Genomic DNA, 25,151 nt, shown 5'->3' on the forward strand with positions numbered 1-25,151 from the left:
GCGGCTTCAGCATCAATACAGGCAGTTCGTGCGAACCAACAGCGTGAAAGGATCGAGCTCAAATTCCTTCAGAAGGTCGCTGCCGAACAAGGCAAGCCACCGCTCTTGCGCCTCAAAGGCCGCCTTCTCGCGTTCTTCCGCGCATGCAAACTTCAGCCCGGCCACGGTTTGGACGTGATGGACCAACTCATGCACAAGTACCGACAGCTCCGCCGGGGTGCCGCCTGTCCAGCCCTCCGGCAAGAAGATAGTCCGTGCTTCGTCATCGTAGATAGCAATAACAGTGGGCTGCTTGCCAACATTGTCCGGACTGGCAAAATTGGGGCTGCTGTTCCAGCGATCCGCCGCCACGTCGCGAAACCGCAAACCTGCCATCCTGCGCGCAGGTACGAAGCTTACCGCCGGGGGCTCTTCGATCGACGGAAGGCCGAGTTCAGACGAAAGCCATACCGCTATTGCCATTAGCGCGGCCGGCTGCGAGCGGTCAGACATCTTCATGGGAGCAAGAGCACCAGGTGCGCCGGGCAATTGGATGCCGGGCCGGGCGGGATCGGGTCCCATAAGCTCCGAGTCGCCCGCGGGCGCGGCAAGCGTCGCTGATGCTACTACACCGGGTGCGCTGAGCAATTCGATATAAGGCAGGACCAACGGCGGCAATCCTGAGCCTGGATCGGCATTGGGTCCTCTAAGCTCCGGCTCGTCCGCGGACGCGGCAAGTGTCGCCGCCAGGATCACGCTTAGGACGCAAGGCAAGCATGCCCTTAAGAGCGCGCTCATGGTCACGACCTCCTTGATCGGCAGCGCCATCAATTTGGGAGACACCGCCGTGATGAAGAAACAACGCCACGAAAGAGCGTTCAGGTTTGCATTGCGGTCAACGAATGCGACGGCTTCGCGACGTGCTCCCGTAACCTGCGAAGCGATGCATAAATTACTGGCCGGTGTCCCGTGCGCACCTCCTGACGCCGGCCCCGGACTGCAAAGCAGCCTGGATAATCACAGGCTCACCCTACGCAAGCCGATGTCCATGCACATCGGCACGGTCACCCAATTTATAGGCGCCGCTTGCCTAGTGTTCGCGGCTTACAAGGCGTCTGTGGAGGACAGCAGCCTAAACCCAAGAATCCGACCTCAGTCGTTCCGTGATTTGACCTAGGCCGGCAGACGTCGTCCGTTTGCGGCGGCCGCAACTCGATTGTCCGTCCGCGCGCCTGCGTCGCGCGGATGTGGCCCGATCGGCATGATCACCGGGAACGGCGTTGCGCCGAACGCAAACGTCCATTTGTAGCCGACCAGCCCGTCTTCGGGCGTCGTGTGCTGGTCGTGATGAGCAAGCAATTTGGCGCGCTCCGCCAATTCCTCCGCCTCGCGCCTGACCATTTCCGCCGTTTCCGGCCGCATCCGCCTGGAGAAGCTGACGAATGTCGCCTCGCGCTCAAGATGGGTGATGGCCCAGCCGATGAAATTCTTGTTGGTCATCTCGAACAGCGGCCGCAATGGCCCGTCGAAATTCCACTGGATCGGCGCCTCGACCAGCAGCCTTGCCGACAGGCCGCCACCAAGCGCGACTAGGCCGAGTTCCTCGAGGTCGCGCAGATAGAGGAACATCGAAGCCTCGCTCAACCCTTGTGAGCGCATGATGCCTTCTGGCGTGAATTTCTCGGAAAGCATGACGAATACGAACAGCAGTGCCGGCCGCCCGGCGAGCCTGCGCTCGATCTCCGGCGCGATCCGGTTGGCAGGTCCCGGTCCCCTGTTCATCGAGCCGAGCACGTTCTCCAACTCCACGCCGGCGGCATCGCAGATCTCGATCAGCCGGTCGAGCTTGCAGTTGCGCTCATGGAAGATGCGCTTCACCGTCGGCTCGGAAACGCCCATCCGCTCGGCAAGGACACGGTAGGTCACGCCCTTGGCCTTAAGCGTCCGCTTCAGCGCTTCGAAGATCGGGCCGTTCATGGGATGCACCTCTTTTACGCGATTTGGTATCAGCCTTCGGTACTAGTCCCGATACATCTTCCCGAAAAGTATCGAAAAGCCTAGCTCTCCCCCATTCCATTACAGGAGACTAGCCATGAAGAGCCTCTTCACCTCGATACTTCTCGCTCTGGTCGGCATCGCCGCCGCGCCGGCAGTTCAGGCGGCCGAACTCTGGCGCGCTACCGGGCTTGAGCAACCGGAATCGGCGCTGTTCGATGCCGCCGGCAAACGCATCATCATCTCCAATATCGTTGGCAATCCCGGCGACGCCGACGGCAATGGATACCTGTCGGTCCTGTCTGTGGACGGCAAGATGGTTACGCAACATTGGACCGACGGCATGGACGCGCCCAAGGGCATGGCGATTGCCGACGGCAAACTCTACGTCGCCGACCTCACCCATGTGCGCGTCGTCGATCTCGCAAGCGGCAAGCTAACATCGACGATCGACTTGCCGAACGCGGTCTTCCTCAACGACGTGACCGCCGACGCGTCCGGCAAGGTCTACGTCACAGATATGCTTGCCGATACGATCTATCGCATCGACGGCGACCGGCCCGAACTGTTCGTCAGGGATGCGGCGCTTGCTTCGCCGAATGGCATCTTCGCCGATGGCGGCCGGCTGATCGTCGCTTCCTGGGGCAAGGGCATCAAGCCCGATTTCAGCACCGCGGAGCCGGGCGGCCTGCTCTCGGTCGATCTCGCCACCAAGGCAATTGCGTCACTGCCCGGCGCAGAAAAGTTCGCTAACCTCGATGGCGTCGTCGCCATCGGCGGCAGCGTTTACGCCACCGCGTATATGACCGGCACGCTCTACAGCTACAAAGCCGGCGGCACGCCGCAAGCGGTTGCGACGTTCAAGCCGGGCAGCGCCGACATCGGCACCGACGGCAAGTCGACAATCTTCGTGCCGCTGATGAACGACGGCGAGATCGCGGCATTAGGCCTCGACTAAGCCAGCCATCGGCTCAGGCGGCGGGCGCGGCTTTCTTCAGCTGCGCCCGCGCATCCGTGATCGAGGCGGCATAAGTCACCAGCGGCCGCTTGACGCCGTGGTTGATCAGCATGCGGCGTATCTGCGGTGAAGCGCCTAATATAATGAAGCGAACGCCGGCGCGGCTGGCCTTGTGGGCCGCGCCCTCGATGACATTGGCCGCCGTCGAATCGAAGAACGGCACCGCCGAACAATCGAGGATGAAGTTCCTGCGCTGGTCGGCGATGCGGTCCAGCACCGTGCCGACGGTCGAGGCGGCGCCGAAGAAGAAGGCGCCCGATATCCGGTAGACGACAGTATCGGCATCGCTCGCCTCGCTGGAATCATAAGCGCTGGCGCGGTCGGCGACGTCTTCCTGCACCAAGGATTGATGGTCCGCCTCCACCGCGATGCTCTTGGCCATGCGGTCGATGAACAGGATTGAGCCCAGCGCAAAACCGACGACGATGCCTTCAGTCAGGTCGCGGAAGATGACGATCAGGAACGTCGCCATCAGTACCAGCGCATCGCCGCGCGAGGCGCGCAGCAAGGTGGCGAAGGCCTGTTTCTCGAACATGTTCCAGCACACCACCGCCAGCACGCCGGCAAGTGCTGCAAGCGGGATATAGCTGGCCAGCGGTGCCGCCACCAGCATCAGGGCAAGCAGGATGGCCGAGTGCATCATGCCTGAGACCGGTCCATGCGCGCCGGCCCGTACATTGGTCGCGGTGCGGGCAATGGTGCCGGTGGTGCAGATACCGCCGAACAAGGCGGAGGCGATATTGGCGAAGCCCTGCGCCACCAACTCGCAATTGGAGCGATGCCGCCTTCCGGTCATGCCGTCAGCGACGACGGCCGACAGCAGCGATTCGATCGCCCCGAGCAGCGCAAAGGCGATGGCGTCCGGCAGCACGTCGATTATCCTGTCGAGGCTGAGCGGCGGGAAGGCCGGCCATTGCAGGCTGCGCGGGATGCCGCCGAAGCGCGTGCCGATCGTTTCGGCCGGCATGGCGAGCAATGCCACGACGAGTGATGCCAGCCCGATGGCAATCAGCATGGCCGGCCACTTCGGCCGAAACCGCTTCAACAGCGCAATGGTGATGATGGTCAGTGCCGCCACCGCGGTTGCGGCGAGGTTGATCGTTCCGGCCGCCTCGCCGATGGCCATCAGCTTGGGCACCAGCGGCCCCGGTTCCTTGCCGGCGAGCTTCAGCCCGAAGAGTTCGACGATCTGGCCGGAGAAGATGATGACGGCGATGCCGGCGGTGAAGCCGACGGTCACCGGATACGGGATGAACTTGATGTAGGTGCCAAGCCCGAGATAGCCGATGGCAAGCAGGAACAGGCCGGCCATCATCGTCGCCAGCAGCAAGCCGTCGACGCCAATTCGCGCCACCGTCGCAGCCACCAGCACAATGAAGGCGCCGGCCGGGCCGCCGATCTGGAAACGGCTGCCGCCAAGCGCCGAGACCAGGAAGCCGCCAATGATCGAGGTGTAGAGCCCGCGCTCCGGCGTCACGCCTGAAGCAATGGCAATTGCCATCGACAGCGGCAGCGCCACGATGGCGACAGTCAGCCCGGCGATGGCATCCGCCTTGAAGTGCGCGAGCGTATAGCCCTCGCGCAGCACCGTCACCAGCTTCGGCGTGAACAGTTCGGAAAATGTCGGCCGTGCCGGTTGATGCACTGCCCGCCGGGTCTGATCCATCGAGTGCCTTCCCCATGAAACCAAGGAGGCGGCGGGATCGTCGGCAGGACTGTCGGCGGTCGCCGTCGCGACTTGGAGCGGCGTGCGTCCAAATCGACGCACAGGTACGCTCCAACACTTTTGAACCGCGCATTGACTATCCGAAAATCGATTTCGATTTTCGGCGATGCGGCAGTACCGTCAGCCTTGCGGGTTCTGCGGCGTGACAGGCTTGAGGCGAACGCCCCTGCCGCCACGCTCGCTCGCCTGGTTGTCGCCGATCAGCTCGACCCCGGCCTCTTCAAGGGCCTGGATGACCTTCATCAGCGTATCGACCACGCCCCGGACCACGCCGTCGCTCGCTTCCATGCGCTGAATGGTTGGAAGCGAAACCCCGGCGCGCTCGGCGAGCGTCTTCTGATCGATGCCGGCCAGCGCCCTCGCGGCACGCATCTGCGCGGCAGTGATCATCGGCCATAACCCCCGTCTGAGTCTGCGATATCACGTGTAATACCTTCATTATGATGGTTCAAGCATCATCTTGCATATGTGAAACATGCAGCACTCTTTGCCAGCCGATGCGCTAGCATGCTACAATTCGGCATCGTTTGGCGGGACATCCAGTGCGATCCCGATTTCACAGACAACGACTCAAAAAGGATGAGCAGGTGAAGATATTCAATGCGTTGGCGACCTCGACAGCCTTGCTGTCGATGGTTTTCCTGCTGGCAGGCTGCGGTCATGGCCTGATCAACAGGCTGATTTGACCGCAAATCGACTGACATGGGTCAGGTGCCGCCGGCCCGCCCGAGCCATCGCTGCAGGAACCGGGCCGCAAGCCAGCACAGCATCGCCCAGGCAAAGCCGGCGCACCAGCCGGCCAATACGTCGGAGGGCCAGTGGACGCCGAGATAGATGCGGCTGATGCCGACCACCACCGTCGTCAGCACCGCCAGACCGAGCACATAGATCTTCGTTGTCCGCCCGGGCAAAAACCGCGCCGCCATGCTGCCCAGCGTCAAATATGTCACCGCCGACAGCATGGCGTGGCCGCTCGGAAACGAAAGTGATGCCACATCGGCGAGATGCGAGACCAGATCGGGGCGCGGCCGATCTATATCGAACTTGAGCACGCTTGACAGGACCTGGCCGCCCGCTACCGCGATGAACATGAGAAGCGCCGCGCCTGGCCTGCGGATGAGGAGCAGATAGACGATCATTGCTGCCGTGATCAGCACCAACACGCTGGCGCTGCCGAGGCTGGTGATGTCGCGCATCGCTCCTTCCAGCCACGCCGGTCCGATCGGATTGTCGGGTTGGCCGGCCTTGCGGAAGGCAAGCAGGATTTCGGTATCGAAGGCATGCGGCGTAGTGGCCCGCGCCATCTCCATTAGCTCCTCGAACCCCCACAGCCCGCCGGCAATGATCAGCCCGGCCAGCAGAACCGGGAACTCCAGCCAGTTGCGCAGTCTGCTTGCGGTCTTCTTCATCGGCCCGATCGCAGTTACAGCCTTTGCAGATAGGGTCCGAGCGTGATCAGCGCCACAGCTGCGATGGCAAGCACGATGCCGGTCGCCTGCAAGGCATTGACGCGCTCGCCGAAGAAGACCAGCGCCACCACATTCACCGACACCAGCTGGATCACCGCTGACAGGCTGAACGACACCGACATGCCGAATTCACGGATCAGCCTCAGCATGATCAGATTGCCGAGCGAATAGAGCGCCAACGTCAGCACGATCTTGCCAAAGCTCGGCGCCAGTCCCCATTGCTTCGCCGCCGTCGCCGCAAGCAGGAAGATCACTGTCGAAATGCAGAGCTGCCCAAGTCCCCAGAAACTCACTTTTTGCTCCTCCCGATGCGGTCCTTGCGCGGCTGCCGCAGCTCTTGTTTCCGAAGCGCCGGTCGCGGTCAAGCGGGGCTGATGTTGGGCACGAAATCGCAGGTGGCAATTAGCCGGCATGTCATCAAACTGTGACCTGCCGGCGATACCGGATTGGCCAGGCAAAACGCTCCAGCAATCCATCCAGCCAGAGGCAGGCCCTATGACCGAACATCGCACCCCTGACGCTCATTTCCGCACCAGCCTGCTCGAGGAAAACGATGGGCCAGGAGCCAATCCCAGCGACAACCGCACCATGGGTGAGATCATCGCCGCGCGGTTCTCGCGCCGCGGCTTCCTCAAGGGCTCGCTTGCCGTCTCGGCCATAGCCGCTACCGTCAGCCCGCTGGCGCTGATCACCGCCGACAACGCCCGCGCCGCCGAAGGCTCCGCCTTCGCTTTCGACGAGATCGAGGCCGGCATCGACGACAAGCATCACGTCGCACCCGGCTATGACGCCGACGTGCTGCTGCGCTGGGGCGATCCGCTGTTCGCCGATTCGCCGGAATTCGATCCGACAAAACAGTCGGCGGAAGCCCAGGCCAGACAATTCGGCTACAACAATGACTATGTCGGTTATATCCCGATCGACGGCTCGGCCGAGCACGGCCTGCTGGTCGTCAACCACGAATACACCAATCCGCACCTGATGTTTCCGGGCCTCGTCACCATCGTCGATGGCAAAGCCAAGCAGGCGCCTCTCAGCAAGGAACAAGTCGACGTCGAGATGGCCGCGCATGGCGGCACCATTGTCGAGATCCGCAAGGAAGCCGGCAAATGGCAGGTCGTTCGCGACGGCAAGCTCAACCGCCGCATCACCTCCAACACCGAGATCGCGCTGTCCGGCCCCGTCGCCGGCCATGACCGAGTCAAGACCAGCGCCGACCCGAGCGGCACGAAAGTTGTCGGCACCGTCAACAACTGCGCCGGCGGCGTCACGCCGTGGGGCACCTATGTCATGGCCGAGGAGAACATCCACGGCTATTTCTCGGGCGAGCTGCCGCAAGGCCACAAGGAAGCCGCCAATTACAAGCGCCTCGGCATTCCCGAAGGTGCTTATGAATGGGCAGCGCATTACGACCGTTTCGACATCGGCAAGGAGCCGAACGAGCCGAACCGCTTTGGCTGGATCGTCGAGGTCGACGTCCAGGATCCGACTTCGGTGCCGAAGAAGCGCACCGCAATGGGCCGCTTCAAGCATGAGGGCGCCGAATCGATCGTCGCCAAGGATGGCCGTGTCGTCTTCTACCTCGGCGACGACGAGCGCTTCGACTATGTCTATAAGTTCGTCACCACAGGCAAGTTCAATCCGGACGACCGCGCCGCCAATATGGATTTGCTCGACGACGGCACCTTGCATGTCGCCAAGTTTGCCGACGACGGTTCGGTCGAATGGCTGCCGATCGTCTTCGGCCAAGGGCCGCTGACGGCGGAGAACGGCTTTGCCAGCCAGGCCGACGTGCTGATCGAGACGCGCCGCGCCGCCGACCTGCTCGGCGCCACCAAGATGGACCGCCCTGAAGACATCCAGCCCAATGCCGCCAACGGCAAGGTCTATGTCATGCTGACCAACAATTCGAAGCGCAAGGCCGATCAGGTCGACGCCGCCAACCCGCGTGCCGAAAATGCCTTTGGCCACATCATCGAGATCGTCGAGGACGGCGGCGATTTTGCCGCCACCAAGGGCAAGTGGGAGGTGCTCTTGAAATGCGGTGATCCCTCGGTTGCGGCAGTCGGCGCCACCTTCTCGACCGCAACCACGGCCAATGGCTGGTTCGGCATGCCGGACAATTGCGCGGTTGATTCGACCGGCCGCCTCTGGGTCGCCACCGACGGTCAGGGTCCGAAGGCCACTGGCCGCACCGACGGTCTGTGGGCGGTCGATACGGAAGGGCCGGCGCGGGCGACCTCAAAACTGTTCTTCCGCGTGCCGATCGGCGCCGAAATGTGTGGTCCCCTGTTTGCGCCGGACGACCAGACCGCTTTCGTTGCCGTCCAGCATCCAGGCGACGGTGGCGAGGACTGGGAGGCTTTCGGCCGTCCGTCCTACTATGAGGATTTGTCGACCCGCTGGCCCGACTTCAAGCCGGACATGCCGGTGCGGCCGGCGGTCGTTGCCATCACCAGGCAAGGTGGTGGCAAGATCGCGGTCTGACACGCAGCAAGGTCTTGCAGTCTCAAGGAAGGATTTCGGCGATACGAAATCCTTCCTTTCCCGATGCGGGATGCATCCATGCTTACGCATTATGCGCCGACGAATCATTCGGTGCGCTGAACCACGGCCACATTCATTGTGCTTCGCAACCTGAAGCCAATGGACTCGTACAATCTAATGGCCGTGGCGTTGCTGGCATAGGCGTGGAGATAGGGAACTTCGCCGCGTGCCACTATCCGGTTTGCCACGAATATTGACAACAGCTTGCCCAGGCCACCGCCGCGAAATTCCGGATGTGAGCACACCCCGCTGAGTTCGGTGTAGCCAGGTTGCTTCATGCGCTCGCCGGCCATCGCCGCAAGTCTGCCCTCGATTTTCACACCCCAAAAATCGCCCAGGCTCAAGGCTTCGAGCGTGAATGGGCCAGGCTTGGTGACCAACGCCAGAGCCAGCATCTCAGCGGCGTCGTCTCGCGTCAGACGTTGCACGCGCTGGTCGGAGACGATCTGCAACGGCTGCTCGGCAATCATCTGAACCCCGGCTGCGGTCGACGTCGCGGAAAGCCCCGTGGGCAGAGCAATGGCGTCCGCTTGAAGCAGGATCACACTCTCGCCTGGGGAGACAAGCTTTTCAAGCGCCCGCAGGCTTTCCGCGTCGTCCGCGCCAGTGGCGGCGAAAGGAACAATCGACGGCCGATATCGCCTGGCGAGGTTGCCACCTTGCGCGAAGGCCTGATGTCGCGTCTGAAGCGCGCTCCAGATCGGGCGGTCAAGCAGGTGTTTCATTGCACGGCATCTCTCGGTTTTGGTGCACGACGGTCGAGAGGAGCCGCGGCGAGGCCGTCCTCGATGGCGGCCAACTGATCGAGAAGCGGCCCCGAAAGATCCGCGCACAGATCCGCGACGGCGTTCTCGATGCGCGGCCAGACCTCGCGCTTTGCGACATCGACCAGCCGCCGGCCGTCCCTGGTGAGGGAGACGATCCTGCGCCGCTGGTCATCGATCGACGGACTGACCTCGAGCAATCCCAACTCGGCGAGAAGCGAGACGCTTCGCGTTACGCCTGGCTGCGCGATGCCAAGGGATTGCGCCAGTTCCCCGACAGGCAGGGGACCTAGCCTGTCGAGCGCGGCCAGCAGTGGGTACTGGCTCGCCTGAACCGGAACATCCAGCCGGTCGAGAAGGCGCTGCGCTTCCGCTTGCAGTTGCTCGCCTATACGCTTCATCCTGCTGCCCAGGCACAGGAAGCCAAGCGATCGTATGACGTCTTCCATAGGCCAATCCGCCTCGCGATAAATCATAACATGATATATAACAAAACATGAAGGTCAAGGGGCTATCGTCGCAGGGGCTGCACTCAGTGCTGTTTCCGTTGATCGATAAGGCTGCTTTGCCTGGCAAGGCCAATCGATCAGTTGCGCAGCCGGTAGCCGGTTCTGAAGATCCAGGCGACGATCGCTATGCAGACAAGCAGGAAGACCACCGTCATGCCGAGGCTGACGCCGACCGAAACGTCGGATTTGCCGTAGAAGCTCCAGCGGAAGCCGCTAACCAGGTAGACCACCGGGTTGAACAGCGTCACCGTGCGCCAGATGCCGGGCAGCATGTTGATCGAATAGAAGCTGCCGCCGAGGAAGGTCAGCGGTGTGATGATCAGCAGCGGCACCAGCTGCAGCTGCTCGAAGCTTCTTGCCCAGATGCCGATGATGAAGCCGAACAGGCTGAAGGTCACGGCCGTCAGCACCAGGAAAGCGAGCATCCAGAACGGATGCTCGATCGTCAGCGGCACGAACAGCGAGGCCGTCGCCAAAATGATCAAGCCAAGCACGATCGACTTTGTCGCCGCACCTCCGACATAGGCGATGACGATCTCCAGATAGGACACCGGCGCCGACAGCAATTCGTAGATCGAGCCGACGAATTTCGGAAAGTAGATGGCGAAGGAGGCGTTGGAGATCGACTGCGTCAGCAGCGACAGCATGATCAGCCCCGGCACGATGAAGGCGCCGTAGCTGATGCCGTCGATCTCGGTGATGCGCGAGCCGATGGCCGAGCCGAAGACGACGAAATAGAGCGACGTCGAAATGACCGGCGAAACGATGCTCTGCAGCACAGTGCGAAGGGCGCGCGCCATCTCCACCCGATAAATCGCCCATACCGCATGAAGGTTCATGGCCGCGCGCGGGTTCATGCCTGTTTCCTCACCAGATTGACGAAGATCTCCTCGAGCGAGCTGTTTTCCGTATCGATGTCGCGGAACTGGATGCCGGCCGCCTCGAGCTCGCGGATCAGCGAGGCGACGCCCGGCCGTTCGCTCTGGTTGTCATAGGTATAGGTCAGCTGCCCGCCATCGGGCGAAAGCTCCAGCGCGTAGTGCGAAAAAGCATCGGGAACGGTGGCCAACGGGCTGCGCAGTTCCAGCACAAGCCGTTTGCGGCCAAGCTTGCGCATCAGCTCGGCCTTGTCCTCGACCAGCACGATCTCGCCGCGGTTGATGACGCCGACGCGATCGGCCATCGCCTCGGCTTCTTCGATGTAGTGCGTGGTCAGGATGATGGTGACGCCGTCTTCGCGCAGCCGGCGCACCATCGCCCACATGTCCTGGCGCAGCTCGACATCGACGCCGGCGGTCGGTTCGTCGAGGAACAGGATTCGCGGCTCGTGCGACAACGCCTTGGCGATCATCAGCCGGCGTTTCATGCCGCCGGACAGCGTGATCGCCTTGGCGTCCTTCTTGTCCCAGAGCGACAGGTCGCGCAGCACTTTTTCGACGAACGCCTTGTCCGCCGGCTTGCCGAACAGGCCGCGGCTGTAATTGACCGTCGCCCACACGCTCTCGAAGGCATCGATGGTCAGTTCCTGCGGCACCAGCCCGATCAGGCCGCGCGCAGCGCGGTAGTCGCGGTTGATGTCATGGCCGTCGACCGTGACGGTGCCCGACGAGCGGTTGACGATGCCGCAGACGATCGAGATCAGCGTCGTCTTGCCGGCGCCGTTCGGCCCCAGCAGCGCAAATATCTCGCCGCGCACGATATCGAGATTGATCTCCTTCAACGCCTTGAAGCCGGTGGCGTAGGTCTTCGTGACCCCGGAAATCGAGATGATCGGCTGCATGGCTGAAAACGGCTGCTTGAAACAGAGTTGTTGATTTAATCCGCTGAATGTCGGTGCGCAAATCCGGATGTCAATGGCGCTCCTGACAGTTCTGGACATCGAGGTTCGCCGGAATAGGCAACACCCGCCTGGTCGTCCAGCAAAATTCCACGCAAAAGCAGATTAACCGGCACTGCGGCGTTCCGCCTCGCGGCGGGACGCCGCTTTGACCGCCCGGCGCATGAAGCCTATCCTTGTACAAACAAGCAGCAGCTGGAGCCGCCATGGACCCGCTCATCCTGTCGCGCATACAGTTCGGCGCGAACATCTCGTTCCACATCCTGTTCCCGGCGATCACCATCGCGCTCGGCTGGGTGCTGCTGTTCTTCAAGCTCCGCTACAACGCGACAGGCGACTCCGCCTGGATGCGCGCTTATTTCACCTGGGTTAAGGTATTCGCGCTGTCCTTCGCCATGGGCGTGGTTTCCGGCGTCACCATGAGTTTTCAGTTCGGCACCAACTGGCCGGGCTATATGGAGACGGTCGGCAACATCGCCGGCCCGCTGCTGGCTTACGAGATCCTGACGGCCTTTTTCCTCGAGGCGGCGTTCCTCGGCATCATGCTGTTCGGCTTCCGCCGCGTCTCAAACCGCGTCCACACGCTGGCGACGGTGCTGGTAGCCGGCGGCACCACTCTGTCCGCCTTCTGGATCATCGCCCTCAATTCGTGGATGCAGACGCCGGCCGGCTTCGAAATTCGCGATGGTGTTGCGCACGCCACCGACTGGTGGGCCGTTGTCTTCAATCCGTCCATGCCCTACCGGCTCGTTCATATGCTGCTTGCTTCGGGGCTGACCGTCTCGTTCCTGATCGCTGGCCTGTCGGCGCTGCGCTATCTCTACGGCGATCGCTCGGAATCGATGTGGAAGGCGCTGCGCACCGGTGTCTTCGCCGCCGCGATCCTGATCCCGATCCAGATCTTTGCCGGCGACCAGCACGGCCTCAACACGCTTGAACATCAGCCGCAGAAGATCGCCGCCATGGAGGCCAACTGGAACACCGGTCCCAACGTGCCGCTGGTGCTGTTTGCGCTTCCCGACGAAGCGGCCAAGGAGAACAGGTTCGAGCTCACCATTCCCGACGGCGCCAGCCTCATCCTCAGGCACAGCGCCGGCGGCATCGTACCGGGGCTGAACGATTATGCCGGCAACCATCCTCCGGTGTTTCCGGTGTTCTGGGGCTTTCGCATCATGGTCGGCACCGGCCTGTTGATGCTCGTCGTCTCCTGGTCGGCGGCCTTCTTCCTCAAGCGTCGCCACAGCCTGCCTAAGCCGCTGGCGCTGGTCATGGTGCCGATGGCACTGTCCGGCTGGCTGGCGACGCTGGCCGGCTGGTACACCACCGAGATCGGCCGCCAGCCCTGGCTGGTCACCGGCGTGCTGCGCACCGCCGATGCTGTCGGCCCGGTCGCCGGCAGCCATGTCGCGCTGTCGCTCGCGGTCTATCTCATCCTCTACGTGCTGCTGCTGATCGCCTATCTCGGCGTGTTGGTGCATCTGGCATTGAAGGCGGCGAAGGATGGTGACACCTCGCCGCTGCCGGGCGTCATGAACAGGCCGCTGTCGCAACCGGTTGCGCAACCGGGAGAAACATCATGAGCTTCGACTGGCCGACCCTGTTGCCTCTGATCTTCGCCGGCCTGATGGGCCTCGCCATCCTGATCTACGTCATCCTCGACGGTTTCGATCTCGGCATCGGCATCTTGTTCGCCGCAGCCGAAGACACCGAGCAGGATACGATGATCGCCGCCATCGGCCCGTTCTGGGACGCCAACGAGACCTGGCTGGTGCTCGCCGTCGGCCTGCTGCTGGTCGCCTTCCCATTGGCGCACGGCACCATCCTGACCGCGCTCTACATTCCGGTTTTCGTCCTGCTGGTCGGCTTGATCCTGCGCGGCGTCGCATTCGATTTCCGTGCCAAGGTGCCGGCCGGCAGGAAGCACCGCTGGAACCGCATCTTCTTCCTCGGTTCGGTCATCGCGTCGCTGGCGCAGGGCTATATGCTCGGCGTCTATGTGCTCGGCCTCGACGTCGGCCCTGGCGGCATGGCTTTCGGCGCGCTGGTGGCACTCTGCCTTGCTGCAGCCTACGCGGCGATGGGCGCGGCCTGGGTCATCTACAAGACGGAAGGCGACTTGCAGAAGAAAGCGGTGCTGTGGCTGCGCATGGCACTGGTGCTGACCGCGCTCGGCATGGTTGCGGTATCGCTGGCCACGCCCTTTGCCAGCGCGCGCATCTTCGACAAATGGTTCGTCTGGCCGGCCATGCTCTATTTGTCGCCGTTGCCGATCCTGTCGGCAGTGCTGTTCCTGTGGCTGTGGCGCCAGACCTTCCATCTGCCGAAGCCCGACGATCGCCACGCGCTGCTCCCGTTCCTGACATTGGCCGCGATCTTCACGCTCGGCTTTGCCGGGCTCGCCTGGTCGTTCTACCCCTTCGTCGTGCCCGACCGGCTGACCATCTGGCAGGCTGCTTCGGCACCCGAAAGCCTGGCCGTCATCCTGGTCGGGACGGTCGTCGTGCTGCCGATCATCATCTTCTATTCGTTCTTTGCCTACCGCGTGTTCGGCGGCAAGGCGACGGATCTGACCTATGACTGACCGGCTTCGCCGGCGCCGCCCGAAACAGAATATTCATCTTCAAGCGGAATAACCTTCTCTGGCCGGCCCAGCAGAATCGCCGGCAGAAGAAGGGCAACAGAATGACCCCCTTTTTTGCGGCAAAACAGGATCGGCTGTTGCTGATGCTGATCCGGACGGTCGCGCTGATCGGCGCACTCGCGCTTGCAGGCCTTCTGCCAGCCATGCCGCAGGCGCATGCCCAGGACACCGCCAAGTGGATCGGCGTGTGGGACACGAAGTGGCGCGGCGGTGGCGCCCAGATCAAGTTCGAGCAGACCGGCACCGACGTAAAGGGCGTCTACCCGCTTTACAACGGCCGCATCGAGGCCAAGGCCGAAGGCGACAAGCTTGTCGGCCATTGGTTCGAAGGCGACCGCCAGGGCGCCTTCACCTTCGTCCAGTCGCCTGACGGCGGCAGCTTCATGGGCCGTTTCGATGCCGCCACCGCCGAATGGTGGACAGGCGTGCGCGTCAGCGCCGTCGAGGACGTCCGTGTCGACCAGTCGAGCCCGATGAGCACCATGCGCTCGTTCCTGCAGACGATGAACGAGAGCGGCGCCGACAACGTGCCGCGCGCCACCGGCGGCGGCATGGGCCTTGCCGGTCTGGCAGCGGGCCTCGTCGACGTCACCGAGGCCGACCGCGGCGGCCTCAACATGCCCGATTATACCAAGCTCCTGTTCACCGTCATCGACAATGCGACGTTCCGCCTGTGGAGCCTGCCGCATGACAACATTGCCGGCAACGAGGTGACGGCGACGCTGCCGCAATACGGCACCAGGGTTTCCTTCGACCTCACCTTTCGCCGCAGGAATGGCGAGTGGTTTATCGTCGGGCCGCCACTTGCCCAGCTCCAGGCCAAGCTCGCCGAACTCCAGGAAGCGCGTGGCGAAGCCGTCGACATGGTCGACGATCCGAGCAAGCTCGCCTCGCCGCGCGACACGTTCAAGGTGCTGTTGAGCGGCCTCACCGAGGCCGGCGATCCGGCACAGGCGGCGCTCGACCTGCGCAACTACACTTCCGCGGTGCGCGGCGACGAGGCATTCCTGCTCGAGCGCTATCTCAAAAAGGTCATCGACCGCATCGGCTATGTCTACTGGCAGGAGATCCCCGACGACCCGAAGAGCAACACCCCCTTCATCTATTTCGAGCATCCCGCCGGCAACATCGTCATCGGCCCGGTCGAGACCGAGAAGGGCAAGATCTGGCAGTTCACGCCCGAGACGCTCGCCCACATCCGCGCGCTCTACGCCGACGTGGAAGACGTGCCGGTGGCGCCGGAGTTCGCTGCCTTCGCCAGCACCGACCCGTTCTTCATCGCCCGTGGCCTCGCCCGCGAGATCAGCCCTGGCCTGCTCACCCGCGCCGGACCGATGGAGCACTGGCAATGGTGGATGCTCGGCCTCGCGGCACTGGCCGGCATCGTCTTCGGCGTCATCGCCAATGCGCTGATTTCCTTGATTGTCCGAAGGACGGACAGCTCGGCGTTCTTCCGCATCGTCGAATGGGCCGTGCGTTCGATCGTGCTTGGCTTCTTCCTGCTGTTGACGCTGCGCCCGCTCGGCCTGCCGCAAGTGGTCGCCGCCCCGGTCAAGGCAATCGCCTGGAGCCTGATCGTGATCGGCGCGGTGCCGGTGGTCTGGCACCTGATCGGCAAGGTCGCCGAACACTATCGCGGGCTGTGGCAAGTGCCCGGCTATCACGACACGCTGATTTCGCTGTCCACCGGCGTCGCGCGCGTCGCCGTGCTGGTCGTCGCCTTCCTGCTGTTGGCCGAAGTGCTCGCCATCCCTTATGAAGGCGTCATTGCCGGTCTCGGCATCGGTGGCCTGGCGGTGGCGCTGGCGGCGCAGCCGACGCTGCAGAACTTCCTCTCCGGCCTGACGCTCTATGCCGATCGGCCGGTCAGCGTCGGCGACTTATGCAAGTTCGGCGATCAGTCCGGCACGATCGAGCATATCGGCATGCGCTCGACGCGCATCCGGTCGCTCGACCGCACGATCATCTCGGTGCCGAATTCGGATTTCGCCGGTATGCAGATCGAGAACTACGCGCATCGCGACCGCACCCGGTTCGCGACGACGCTGCAGCTGCGCTACGAGACCACGCCCGATCAGCTGCGTTACGTCCTGGCCGAGCTGCGCAAGCTGCTGATCGCCCATCCGCGCGTCGTCGACGAGCCGTGCCGCGTGCGCTTTGCCGGCTTCGGCGCCTATTCGCTCGACATCGACGTGTTCACCTACGTCAAAACCGCCGACGTGGCCGAGTTCCAAGCCATCCGCGAGGACATCCTGTTGTCCATGATCAACATCATGGATGATGCCGGCGCGCAGTTCGCCTTCCCTTCATCACTGGAATACAGAGCCACCGACCTTCCGGTCGACGACGAAAAACGCATCGCCGCGGAGAAAAGGGTCAGCGATTGGCGCGAAGCGGAAAACCTGCCTTTCCCCGAGTTCAGCCAGATCGACAAATTTGCCCTCAACAACACGCTTGCCTACCCGCCTCGGGGCTCGGCGCATTATCGTGAGACAGAGCCCGACCCGGACTCGGCCGAGGCAAAGGCGACACTGGAGAAAGTGCGTTGGAGCCTGCCCTGGAAAAAGGGGGTTTAGGTCGTTTGCACAGAGGCGTCGGCGATCCTTCGCGCCTCCCTCTGGCCTGCCGGCCATCTCCCCACAAGGAGGAGATTGCAGCGTCGGCGCCGGCTCCCTCCCTCCAACATCGGTGATCGGCGAAAGCCGCGGGACATCCAATCTCCCCCCAAGTGGGGGAGATGGCCGGCAGGCCTGAGGGGGCGCTGTCCCGCCGACGCTTCCAGTTTAGGCAGGCCCTAAAAGCTCAGCTCTTGTTGGCGGCCAGCACCAGCACCGGCTTTTCGCTGTAGAGGTTGGGGAACAGCCGCTTCAGATTCTCGACCTTGGGCAGATCATTGTAGACGATATAGGGATAGGTCGGGTTGAGCGTCAGGAAGTCCTGGTGGTAGTCCTCGGCCGGATAGAAGGTCTTGCCGGTCTCCAGCGTCGTCACGATCGACTTTGCAAACACCTTGGCCCTGTCGAGCTGGGCGATGTAGCTTTCGGCGATCTTTTTCTGCGTGTCGTTTTCGGCAAAAATCGTCGAGCGGTACTGGGTGCCGCTGTCCGGCCCCTGGTAGTTCAGCTGCGTCGGATTGTGCGCCACCGAGAAATACACCTGCAGCAGCTGGCCATAGCTGACTTTGGATGGCTCGTAGGTGATCTCGACGGATTCGGCGTGGCCTGTCCGGCTGGTGCCGACCATTTCATAGACGGCCGTGTCCTTGTCGCCGCCCGCATAGCCGGAGACCGCGCTGGTTACGCCGTTGACGTGCTGGAACACGCCTTGGACGCCCCAGAAGCAGCCGCCGGCGAAGACCGCCTTTTCGGTGCCGGCGATGGCCTTCTCGTCCAGCGCCGGCGGCGGGATCACCACCGCGTCTTCGGCCGAGACGGCCGGCGTCTGCCAGAACGCGGCAGCGGCAGCCGTGAGGATGAGCGCGGCAAGTGCTGCTTTTGCGAAAATCGACGATCGTTTCAGGGCTCCGGTCATGTCTGATCTCCCATGATGCTGGTGTGGATTATACGACGGATAGATCCGCCGGGCTCTCACATTGCTGTGCGCATCGCCTATTTGGCCGGAGCCATGGCATCGCAGGCCTTGGTCGCCTCTGCCTTCTTCATGGCGTCCGTCTCGGCGGCGGCCTTGTTCATGCAGTCGGCCTTCATCGGATCGCCCGCCTTCATCGGATCAGCAGCCTTCATTGCGATCGTGGCCATCGCGTCAGGCGCCATGGCGCCGGCCGGCTTCATCGCGTCTGTTGCCGGTTTCATGGCGTTTGTCGCCATGGCATTCGCCGGCTTCATCGTATCTTCGGCCCGCGCCGCGCCTCCGGCGAACAGCGCCGTCGAGCAAAGTGCGAAGGCGAATGCCGGCAGGGTCAGGTGATTGGTCATGGTGGTCTCCTTGGGTTATGGCAGGGTTGATCGCATGCGGCGGCGCCGCTGCGGCATTGCGCAAATTTCGGAACGGGTTCTAATTCGCAGCGGCACCGAGGATCGGCCCGCCGCCCGGCACCTGGACCAGCACCGCGGTGCTGAGGCCGCTTGCAGCGGCCGGCAACGGCAGCGCGGTGGCGTCGCCGGTCCAACTGCCCAGCCTGGTCAGCGAATGCACGACATTGGCGTGCGGCAGCGTGCGCCCGGTGTTTTCGCCGCGCGCCACCGGCACCTCGACGACGCCTTGTCGGTAGTGAACCAGCCAGACATCGGCCCTGCCGTTGACCACCACTTGCGGCGTGAACGGGCCGGAACGGCCGAGCGACGGTTCATAGCGGACCTGGCGCTGCGTGAATTCTTCTTTGCCGAATGTGTCCTTCCAGCCGAGATAGTCCCAGTAGGTGACGTTGAAGGATAGCGCCAGCACGCCGGGCTGGTCCTTGACCTTGATCAGATTGGCGTTGGCCGGCGGACAGGACCAACAGCCCTGGCTGGTGAACAACTCGACGACGGTCAGCGTCTGGCCGGCAGCCGCGCTGGTTGCCGAAAACCCGATTGCCGAAAACAGTATTGCGGCGAGCCCCATCCGGGCTGTGCTGCGTGTCGCTGTCGATCCGGGCATCGCATTTCTCCTGTGCAGACATCGTTCCATGTCCACACTTCGCCGCCGACGCACGGTTCGTTACAGCATCACCGCTTCGTGATTGTTCGCAGCTCTCCCTTCTCCCCTTGTGGGAGAAGGTGGATCGGCGCGAAGCGCCGAGACGGATGAGGGGTGTTGGAAGGAATGAGGCGTTGGCGTTCCCTGGAACCCCCCTCATCCGTTGCCTTCGGCGACACCTTCTCCCACAAGGGGAGAAGGGAAGATGGTCGTTCGCAACCAAAAATGCCACCCGGTGGTGATCAGGCGGCGTTGTGACGAGTTCTGGGGCGGGCAGGTGGCACTCAGCCGCTGCCCTTCTATTGCGTAAGCACGGTCTCCGAAGGCCGCTTGTTGAAGGCGCATTTGCCGGTCACAAAATAGGAAAAATCGGCGTCACCTACGGTGTTGTTGGTAAGTGATCCGCCATCTTCCCACGCTTGGCTGCCGGTGATGCCGCACGGCACGGCCGTAAAGATGTCCACGATCGTATTGGCTGGCGTCTTGATCTTGTCGATGAACAGCCGGTCGGACGTGGCCTTGTCGTCTGATCGCAGGGTTTCTTTCGTGCCTGATTGCAGATAGCCGCCGCCAAGACCAGGACCAAATCTGAAATCAAGACCAGGATTGGGATTCGGTATCTTCATCTCCAGATAGAGGTTATCCATGTCAGTCACATTGACCACCGCGCCGGCGCCGGTATTGACGCAGGTGGTCGCGTATTTCCGGCCGTTGGAGTCAGTCTGGACGATCGTGGTGGTGGGCAGGCCGTAGAAGCTGTTCACCGTGATGGTCGTGCATACTTGTTTTTGGACCAGCGTCTCCGTCGTTCCGTTGATCGTGTATGCAGAGGTTGTTCCGTAGCCCTTCGGATCGCCAAACTTGTTATGCACGTAGACGATCTTCATCAGCTTATTGGCATTCGTGTCACCAAACTTGGTGCCGTAGAGCGTCATCGTCTTGTCCCACCAGCCCGAGACCTTGTCGATCTTGAACGTCGCCTCGATCAGTGCCGGCCGCTTTCTCACCGCCGACGCAACGCCGACCTGCACCGTGTTGATCTTGACGATCTGCATGAAACTCGTCGGCATGGCGAAGCCAGCCGAAGCCTTGATGCTGGCAGCGCCGTCGGTGGCGACGACGAAGCTGTCGAGCTTGGCCGTGCCTTGCCCGCCATTGGCCAGGTATGCCTCCTGCAGCTTCACCTGGCGGTCCGCCAACGTCGTGGTCGTCTCCAGCGTCGTGATCGACAGCGATGCTGCATCGAGCGCATTCTGCATCGAGGCCCTGGTTGAAACCGCCGAGGTATAGTCGATGGAAAAACCCAATGCGGCAACCATCGGCATCAGCAAGATGGCGAGCATTGGCGCGAACGAGCCGCTCACCGATTTGAGAAATTTGCGTGCTGACAGCGGCATTCCGACCCCCCAAACGGCGATAGGCCAGTGGGGCTATCACGCCGGGCGCAAACTATGCTCTAATCTCATGGATCAAAGTTTAACGACTTTGCCGTCCCGCCGCCCCGTCCGCGCCCCGCCGCTTGCCGATGCACCGTGCCCCTGCTAAAGCGCGCCGCATGACCACGCCGATCAAAAACATCCGCAACTTCTCCATCGTTGCCCATATCGACCATGGCAAATCCACGCTTGCCGACCGGCTGATCCAGTCGACCGGCGGGCTGGAGCTGCGCGACATGAAGGAGCAGGTGCTGGACTCGATGGACATCGAGCGCGAGCGCGGCATCACCATCAAGGCGCAGACGGTGCGGCTGAAGTACCGCGCCAACAATGGGCAGGACTATATCCTCAACCTGATCGACACGCCCGGCCATGTCGACTTCGCCTATGAAGTGTCGCGCTCGCTGGCCGCCTGCGAGGGCTCGCTGCTGGTCGTCGACGCCTCGCAAGGCGTCGAAGCGCAGACGCTGGCCAATGTCTACCAGGCGATCGACAACAACCACGAGATTGTCGTGGTGCTGAACAAGGTCGACCTGCCCGCCGCCGAGCCCGAGCGCATCCGCGAGCAGGTCGAGGAGGTGATCGGCATCGATGCCTCCAACGCCGTGCTGATCTCGGCCAAGACCGGGCTCGGCATTCCCGACGTGCTCGAAGCCATCGTCAACGATCTGCCGCCGCCGCGCGAGGGCGACATCGCGGCTCCATTGAAGGCGATGCTGGTCGATAGCTGGTACGACGCCTATCTCGGCGTCATCGTGCTGGTCCGCATCATCGACGGCGTACTGAAGAAGGGCCAGACCATCCGCATGATGGGCACCGGCGCCAGATACCTGGTCGAGCGCACCGGCGTCTTCACGCCCGCCCGCATCAATGTCGACGAGCTCGGCCCCGGCGAGTTCGGTTTCTTCACCGGCTCGATCAAGGAAGTCGCCGACACCCGCGTCGGCGACACCATCACCGAGGACAAGCGCCCGACGGCACAAGCCCTGCCCGGCTTCAAGCCGGCGCAGCCGGTGGTGTTCTGCGGCCTGTTCCCGGTCGACGCAGCCGATTTCGAGGATCTGCGCGCCGCGGTCGGCAAGCTGCGCCTCAACGACGCGTCCTTCTCCTTCGAAATGGAAACCAGCGCGGCACTCGGCTTCGGCTATCGCTGCGGCTTCCTCGGCCTTTTGCATCTCGAAATCATCCAGGAGCGGCTGGAGCGCGAGTTCAACCTCGACCTCATCGCCACCGCGCCGAGCGTCGTCTACCGCCTGCTGCTGAACGACGGCACGGTCAAGGAACTGCACAACCCGGCCGATATGCCCGACGTGGTCAAGATTTCGGCCATCGAGGAGCCATGGATCCGCGCCACCATCCTCACCCCCGACGACTATCTCGGCGGCATCCTGAAGCTCTGCCAGGACCGGCGCGGCATCCAGGCCGACCTGTCCTATGTCGGCAAGCGCGCCATGCTGATCTACGATTTGCCGCTCAACGAGGTGGTCTTCGACTTCTACGACCGGCTGAAGTCGATCTCCAAGGGCTACGCCTCCTTCGACTATCACCTGACCGACTACAAGGAAGGCGACTTGGTCAAGATGTCGATCCTGGTCAACGAGGAGCCGGTCGACGCGCTGTCGATGCTGGTCCACCGCACGGCGGCGGAAAAGCGCGGCCGCCAGATGTGCGAGAAGCTGAAGGAGCTGATCCCGCACCATCTGTTCAAGATCCCGATCCAGGCGGCGATCGGCGGCAAGGTCATCGCCCGCGAAACGATCTCGGCGCTGCGCAAGGACGTCACCGCCAAATGCTACGGCGGCGACGTCTCGCGCAAGCGCAAGCTGCTCGACAAGCAGAAAGAGGGCAAGAAGCGGATGCGCCAGTTCGGCAAGGTGGATATCCCGCAGGAGGCGTTTATCCAGGCGCTGAAGATGGGCGATTGAACGGGGTTACGCCCATTTCCCCCGTGGCCGGGCTGTTCCCAATTTCGAGCTGACCGAACCGCCTCCCGATGCGATTAAATATGCGCCGGCCAATGCCCTTCGCTTTAGGCAGCGGGCCGCCATTGGAGAAGGTCCCGTCTTGAAGTATCCTTGAGCTTGGAAGGGAGGTCCCGATGCGTCCCGCCAGCCCTGCTATCTCTGACACGATCGCCGCGATCGGCCTTGCCATCGGCGGCGCGATGGGCCTCGTCGGCACCTTCGTCGAGAGCGCGTCCCTTCGCGAAACACTCTGGACGATCGACGGCGTCGCACTGGTGGTAGCAACCGCGCTGCTGACGATGAAATATCAGCGGCTGGGCAATGACTGCGTGGCGGCCGGATTTCTGACCTTTCTCGCCGGCGAGAGCCTGCTGCTCGTCGGCAATGCGGCGGGGCTTGAGGCCAGCGTGCCCTCCTATGTCGGCGGTATCTCGCTCTGGGCGGCGGCGCTGGTCATGGTCAGCGCGCCGAAAACCTTCGCCCTGTGGATGCGGCTCACCGCTGTCGTGGCGGCTGTGCTGTTCGTCGTCTCAGTGGGCCTGATCCTCTGGGGCGCGCCTTTGCTGCCGACCTCGGCGCCGCTGCCCGCTGCCGGATATCCCTTCCTGGTGCTCACATTCATCGGCTGGATATGGACCCTGCTGAAGCCCGATCGTTGAGCCCGTCGGACCGCCCCTCTCCGGCAGCTTCGCGGCCACCTCTCCCCCACCATGTGGGGGCGAGGAACCCAGGTCTTGTGAGGCTTCGGCGATTGGCGGTTTCCTCGCCCCACGAAGTGGGGAGAGGTGGTTTGCGAAGCAAACCGGAGAGGGGTCTTCCTTGGCAGCCTCGCGCGTCTTGCGACGCAAATGCCGCAATCACCTCTTCCACCCTTCAACCCGCCATGCCATGTTCCCCCGCGCGGCCGAGCAGGCCGTTTCATTCCGGGGGGAATCATCATGTTGTCTTACGCTTTCGCGCGCCGCGTTGCCGCTGCGCTGTTCATCGTCGGATTGTTTGCGCCCGTCGCGCATGCCGGCGATGTCACGTTCGAGATCAAGAACAGCCATCCCAACGCCATGCGCGTCGAACTGTACAGCCAGGACCGCGACCACGTCTGGCCGGGCAACAATCAGGATTATTATCTCAACGACGGCGAGACCAAGTCGATCCCGCTGTCCTGCAATGACGGCGAATCGATCTGCTACGGCGCCTGGGTCGATGGTGACGAGAATACCTATTGGGGTGTCGGCCCGGCCAACGCGGAAAAATGCGACGATTGCTGCTACACCTGCAGTGGCGGCGAGACCGAGGAAATCGATCTGGTTCCGTGAACTGTCTCCCTTTTGTTCGAGGGCTATTGCACACCGGCAAGCGCCCCCTCACCCGGATTGCCAACCGAATTGCGAAGGGAATTCGGGGCAATCCGACCTCTCCCCGAGGGGAGAGGAGTCGCCTGCACTGGCGCCAGCCTCTTCTCCCCTCGGGGAGAAGGTGGCCGCGAAGCGGCCGGATGAGGGGGACTCCTGTATGCGATTGCCTCACCCTTGTGGGCCAGGTGGTCGTACAGAGGCCATAGCAGCGGAGCGCTGTCCCGCCAACGTCGGCCGGCAACGCCGGAATTCAAAGCTGAAACAAAAAACCCGCCTCGGTGGGGCGGGTCGTTGGAGCCAATTGGCACCACAGTCAAATTAGTAGCATAGCTGCCGGCACAAAGCAAGAACAAAATGTAGTGCTGCGAGCAAAAAATGCGAATTCCCTTCCCGCCGCGCCCGAGGTCGGCCCTCACGAGGTGGAGAATGCTGCCTTGACGTCGTCCTGGCCGTCGCCATAGCGTAGTCCGAGAGGAGATCCCACCCATGGCAGTGGTCGAAGGCGAAAACATAGAGATCGGCTTTTCGGGAAAACGTTGCATCCATTCGCGCAACTGCGTGCTTGGCGATCCGCGTGTCTTCGTGCCCAATGCGCCCGACCAGTGGATCCACCCCGAGGCGGCCAGCGTCGAGAAGATCGTGGCGCTCGCCGAAGGCTGCCCGTCCGGCGCCATCACCTATGTCCGCAAGGATGGCGGGCCGCAGGAACAGCCGCCGGTGGTCAACATTGTGCGCATAAGGGAAAACGGCCCGCTGGCCGTGCATGCCGAGATCGTGCTGGGCGGCGAAACATTTTACCGCGCCACGCTCTGCCGCTGCGGCGCCTCGGAAAACAAGCCGTTCTGCGATGGCAGCCACGCCAAGGCGGGCTTCACCGCCACCGGCGAGCCGGCGCTGAAAGACACGCCGGCATTGGAAGCGCGCGATGGCCCGCTCACCGTCACGCCGACCACCAACGGCCCGCTCAAGCTCGAAGGCAATCTCGAAATCGTCACCGGCACCGGCCACACGGTCGACCGCACGCAACGCACCTTCCTCTGCCGCTGCGGCCACTCCGCCAACAAGCCGTTCTGCGATGGCAGCCACAAGCGCGTGGGGTTTGTCGGGTAATTGCCAAGGTTGCGATCCGTCACACCCCCCTCTGTCCTGCCGGACATCTCCCCCTCAAGGGGGGAGATTGGCAGCTTCGCCGGCGGCCACCCTGTTTGCAGCGTTGAAAATTTGCGAGAGCGTGGGTGACACCCAATCTCCCCCCTTGAGAGGGAGATGTCCGGCA

At 62.8% G+C, this 25,151-nt stretch carries 23 protein-coding genes; 9 read left to right on the forward strand and 14 right to left on the reverse strand.

The window, feature by feature from the left end; genetic code table 11:
• Positions 1–12 precede the first annotated feature (12 nt).
• Both X760_RS76305 and X760_RS52925 read right to left on the reverse strand, forming a co-directional pair.
• A complete protein-coding gene (locus X760_RS76305; protein ID WP_156948065.1) occupies positions 13–807 on the reverse strand; it encodes a DUF6647 family protein in 795 nt (264 codons plus the stop codon).
• 345 nt (positions 808–1,152) lie between these two features.
• Positions 1,153–1,956: a helix-turn-helix transcriptional regulator gene (locus X760_RS52925; RefSeq protein WP_023718872.1), complete on the reverse strand. Its 804-nt coding sequence runs from the start codon at positions 1,954–1,956 to the stop codon at positions 1,153–1,155.
• A gap of 115 nt (positions 1,957–2,071) precedes the next feature.
• Here X760_RS52925 and X760_RS52930 point away from each other — a divergent pair, with 115 nt between their 5' ends.
• Entirely contained in the window at positions 2,072–2,932 is an 861-nt protein-coding gene (locus X760_RS52930) for an SMP-30/gluconolactonase/LRE family protein (RefSeq protein WP_023718873.1), read from the forward strand.
• A 13-nt stretch (positions 2,933–2,945) separates the two neighbouring features.
• Here the strand turns inward: X760_RS52930 and X760_RS52935 are convergent, their stop codons facing one another.
• The 4 genes from X760_RS52935 to X760_RS52950 form a co-directional block, all read right to left on the reverse strand.
• A complete protein-coding gene (locus X760_RS52935; protein WP_023718874.1) occupies positions 2,946–4,658 on the reverse strand; it encodes a SulP family inorganic anion transporter in 1,713 nt (570 codons plus the stop codon).
• 180 nt (positions 4,659–4,838) lie between these two features.
• The gene (locus X760_RS52940; protein WP_023718875.1) at positions 4,839–5,108 is read right to left on the reverse strand and encodes a helix-turn-helix transcriptional regulator; all 270 of its coding nucleotides are present in this window, start codon (positions 5,106–5,108) and stop codon (positions 4,839–4,841) included.
• A 317-nt stretch (positions 5,109–5,425) separates the two neighbouring features.
• Positions 5,426–6,127, reverse strand: a complete 702-nt coding sequence (locus X760_RS52945) for a phosphatase PAP2 family protein (RefSeq protein WP_023718877.1) — start codon at positions 6,125–6,127, stop codon at positions 5,426–5,428.
• Between the two features lie 14 nt (positions 6,128–6,141).
• Entirely contained in the window at positions 6,142–6,480 is a 339-nt protein-coding gene (locus tag X760_RS52950) for a hypothetical protein (protein WP_023718878.1), read from the reverse strand.
• A gap of 202 nt (positions 6,481–6,682) precedes the next feature.
• Between X760_RS52950 and X760_RS52955 the strand changes: the two genes are divergently transcribed.
• Complete coding sequence (locus tag X760_RS52955; RefSeq protein WP_023718879.1) at positions 6,683–8,674, forward strand: PhoX family phosphatase; 1,992 nt, start codon at positions 6,683–6,685, stop codon at positions 8,672–8,674.
• Between the two features lie 104 nt (positions 8,675–8,778).
• Here the strand turns inward: X760_RS52955 and X760_RS52960 are convergent, their stop codons facing one another.
• From X760_RS52960 to X760_RS52975, 4 genes are all read right to left on the reverse strand, one after another.
• A complete protein-coding gene (locus tag X760_RS52960) occupies positions 8,779–9,459 on the reverse strand; it encodes a GNAT family N-acetyltransferase (protein ID WP_023718880.1) in 681 nt (226 codons plus the stop codon).
• Positions 9,456–9,947, reverse strand: coding sequence for a MarR family transcriptional regulator (locus X760_RS52965; RefSeq protein WP_023718881.1), 492 nt, complete (start codon positions 9,945–9,947; stop codon positions 9,456–9,458). The genes X760_RS52960 and X760_RS52965 overlap by 4 nt, the downstream gene beginning before the upstream one ends.
• A gap of 137 nt (positions 9,948–10,084) precedes the next feature.
• Positions 10,085–10,846 carry an ABC transporter permease gene (locus X760_RS52970; RefSeq protein WP_023718882.1) on the reverse strand — a complete coding sequence of 254 codons (762 nt, stop codon included), beginning with the start codon at positions 10,844–10,846 and terminating at the stop codon, positions 10,085–10,087.
• Positions 10,847–10,860: 14 nt separating this feature from the next.
• Positions 10,861–11,787 carry an ABC transporter ATP-binding protein gene (locus X760_RS52975; protein ID WP_023718883.1) on the reverse strand — a complete coding sequence of 309 codons (927 nt, stop codon included), beginning with the start codon at positions 11,785–11,787 and terminating at the stop codon, positions 10,861–10,863.
• Positions 11,788–12,050: 263 nt separating this feature from the next.
• Here X760_RS52975 and X760_RS52980 point away from each other — a divergent pair, with 263 nt between their 5' ends.
• The 3 genes from X760_RS52980 (at position 12,051) to X760_RS73675 (ending at position 17,061) form a co-directional block, all read left to right on the forward strand.
• Positions 12,051–13,424 (forward strand): cytochrome ubiquinol oxidase subunit I, encoded by a 1,374-nt coding sequence (locus X760_RS52980; protein ID WP_023718884.1) that lies wholly within the window; start codon positions 12,051–12,053, stop codon positions 13,422–13,424.
• Complete coding sequence (locus X760_RS52985) at positions 13,421–14,425, forward strand: cytochrome d ubiquinol oxidase subunit II (protein WP_023718885.1); 1,005 nt, start codon at positions 13,421–13,423, stop codon at positions 14,423–14,425. The genes X760_RS52980 and X760_RS52985 overlap by 4 nt, the downstream gene beginning before the upstream one ends.
• A gap of 101 nt (positions 14,426–14,526) precedes the next feature.
• Positions 14,527–17,061 carry a mechanosensitive ion channel family protein gene (locus X760_RS73675; protein WP_023718886.1) on the forward strand — a complete coding sequence of 845 codons (2,535 nt, stop codon included), beginning with the start codon at positions 14,527–14,529 and terminating at the stop codon, positions 17,059–17,061.
• 226 nt (positions 17,062–17,287) lie between these two features.
• On the opposite strand, the gene msrA is transcribed toward X760_RS73675, so the two are convergent.
• From msrA to X760_RS53005, 4 genes are all read right to left on the reverse strand, one after another.
• Entirely contained in the window at positions 17,288–18,016 is a 729-nt protein-coding gene (gene msrA / locus X760_RS52990; protein ID WP_023718887.1) for a peptide-methionine (S)-S-oxide reductase MsrA, read from the reverse strand.
• 77 nt (positions 18,017–18,093) lie between these two features.
• Positions 18,094–18,420, reverse strand: a complete 327-nt coding sequence (locus X760_RS52995; RefSeq protein ID WP_023718888.1) for a hypothetical protein — start codon at positions 18,418–18,420, stop codon at positions 18,094–18,096.
• Between the two features lie 79 nt (positions 18,421–18,499).
• On the reverse strand, positions 18,500–19,048 hold the full coding sequence (locus tag X760_RS53000; protein ID WP_156948068.1) for a DUF1223 domain-containing protein: 549 nt from the start codon (positions 19,046–19,048) through the stop codon (positions 18,500–18,502).
• 374 nt (positions 19,049–19,422) lie between these two features.
• Positions 19,423–20,520: a TadE/TadG family type IV pilus assembly protein gene (locus X760_RS53005; protein WP_023718890.1), complete on the reverse strand. Its 1,098-nt coding sequence runs from the start codon at positions 20,518–20,520 to the stop codon at positions 19,423–19,425.
• A 158-nt stretch (positions 20,521–20,678) separates the two neighbouring features.
• Between X760_RS53005 and lepA the strand changes: the two genes are divergently transcribed.
• From lepA to X760_RS53025, 4 genes are all read left to right on the forward strand, one after another.
• Positions 20,679–22,484: a translation elongation factor 4 gene (gene lepA, locus X760_RS53010; protein WP_023718891.1), complete on the forward strand. Its 1,806-nt coding sequence runs from the start codon at positions 20,679–20,681 to the stop codon at positions 22,482–22,484.
• A gap of 173 nt (positions 22,485–22,657) precedes the next feature.
• Positions 22,658–23,182, forward strand: coding sequence for a hypothetical protein (locus tag X760_RS77200; protein ID WP_023718892.1), 525 nt, complete (start codon positions 22,658–22,660; stop codon positions 23,180–23,182).
• 282 nt (positions 23,183–23,464) lie between these two features.
• A complete protein-coding gene (locus X760_RS53020) occupies positions 23,465–23,836 on the forward strand; it encodes a hypothetical protein (protein ID WP_023718893.1) in 372 nt (123 codons plus the stop codon).
• Between the two features lie 525 nt (positions 23,837–24,361).
• Positions 24,362–24,985, forward strand: a complete 624-nt coding sequence (locus tag X760_RS53025) for a CDGSH iron-sulfur domain-containing protein (RefSeq protein ID WP_023718894.1) — start codon at positions 24,362–24,364, stop codon at positions 24,983–24,985.
• Positions 24,986–25,151: the final 166 nt, after the last annotated feature.

Origin of the sequence: Mesorhizobium sp. LSHC420B00, from assembly GCF_000503055.1 — a bacterium.
Taxonomy (GTDB): domain Bacteria; phylum Pseudomonadota; class Alphaproteobacteria; order Rhizobiales; family Rhizobiaceae; genus Mesorhizobium.

Excerpts from the sequence above, each read along its gene's own strand:
- X760_RS76305 (WP_156948065.1), bottom strand. The coding sequence starts at position 807 with ATGGCGCTGCCGATCAAGGAGGTCGTGACCATGAGCGCGCTCTTAAGG.
- X760_RS52925 (WP_023718872.1), bottom strand. The coding sequence starts at position 1,956 with ATGAACGGCCCGATCTTCGAAGCGCTGAAGCGGACGCTTAAGGCCAAG.
- X760_RS52930 (WP_023718873.1), top strand. The coding sequence starts at position 2,072 with ATGAAGAGCCTCTTCACCTCGATACTTCTCGCTCTGGTCGGCATCGCC.
- X760_RS52935 (WP_023718874.1), bottom strand. The coding sequence starts at position 4,658 with ATGGATCAGACCCGGCGGGCAGTGCATCAACCGGCACGGCCGACATTT.
- X760_RS52940 (WP_023718875.1), bottom strand. The coding sequence starts at position 5,108 with ATGATCACTGCCGCGCAGATGCGTGCCGCGAGGGCGCTGGCCGGCATC.
- X760_RS52945 (WP_023718877.1), bottom strand. The coding sequence starts at position 6,127 with ATGAAGAAGACCGCAAGCAGACTGCGCAACTGGCTGGAGTTCCCGGTT.
- X760_RS52955 (WP_023718879.1), top strand. The coding sequence starts at position 6,683 with ATGACCGAACATCGCACCCCTGACGCTCATTTCCGCACCAGCCTGCTC.
- X760_RS52960 (WP_023718880.1), bottom strand. The coding sequence starts at position 9,459 with ATGAAACACCTGCTTGACCGCCCGATCTGGAGCGCGCTTCAGACGCGA.
- X760_RS52965 (WP_023718881.1), bottom strand. The coding sequence starts at position 9,947 with ATGGAAGACGTCATACGATCGCTTGGCTTCCTGTGCCTGGGCAGCAGG.
- X760_RS52970 (WP_023718882.1), bottom strand. The coding sequence starts at position 10,846 with ATGAACCTTCATGCGGTATGGGCGATTTATCGGGTGGAGATGGCGCGC.
- X760_RS52975 (WP_023718883.1), bottom strand. The coding sequence starts at position 11,787 with ATGCAGCCGATCATCTCGATTTCCGGGGTCACGAAGACCTACGCCACC.
- X760_RS52980 (WP_023718884.1), top strand. The coding sequence starts at position 12,051 with ATGGACCCGCTCATCCTGTCGCGCATACAGTTCGGCGCGAACATCTCG.
- X760_RS52985 (WP_023718885.1), top strand. The coding sequence starts at position 13,421 with ATGAGCTTCGACTGGCCGACCCTGTTGCCTCTGATCTTCGCCGGCCTG.
- X760_RS73675 (WP_023718886.1), top strand. The coding sequence starts at position 14,527 with ATGACCCCCTTTTTTGCGGCAAAACAGGATCGGCTGTTGCTGATGCTG.
- msrA (WP_023718887.1), bottom strand. The coding sequence starts at position 18,016 with ATGACCGGAGCCCTGAAACGATCGTCGATTTTCGCAAAAGCAGCACTT.
- X760_RS52995 (WP_023718888.1), bottom strand. The coding sequence starts at position 18,420 with ATGACCAATCACCTGACCCTGCCGGCATTCGCCTTCGCACTTTGCTCG.
- X760_RS53000 (WP_156948068.1), bottom strand. The coding sequence starts at position 19,048 with ATGGGGCTCGCCGCAATACTGTTTTCGGCAATCGGGTTTTCGGCAACC.
- X760_RS53005 (WP_023718890.1), bottom strand. The coding sequence starts at position 20,520 with ATGCCGCTGTCAGCACGCAAATTTCTCAAATCGGTGAGCGGCTCGTTC.
- lepA (WP_023718891.1), top strand. The coding sequence starts at position 20,679 with ATGACCACGCCGATCAAAAACATCCGCAACTTCTCCATCGTTGCCCAT.
- X760_RS77200 (WP_023718892.1), top strand. The coding sequence starts at position 22,658 with ATGCGTCCCGCCAGCCCTGCTATCTCTGACACGATCGCCGCGATCGGC.
- X760_RS53025 (WP_023718894.1), top strand. The coding sequence starts at position 24,362 with ATGGCAGTGGTCGAAGGCGAAAACATAGAGATCGGCTTTTCGGGAAAA.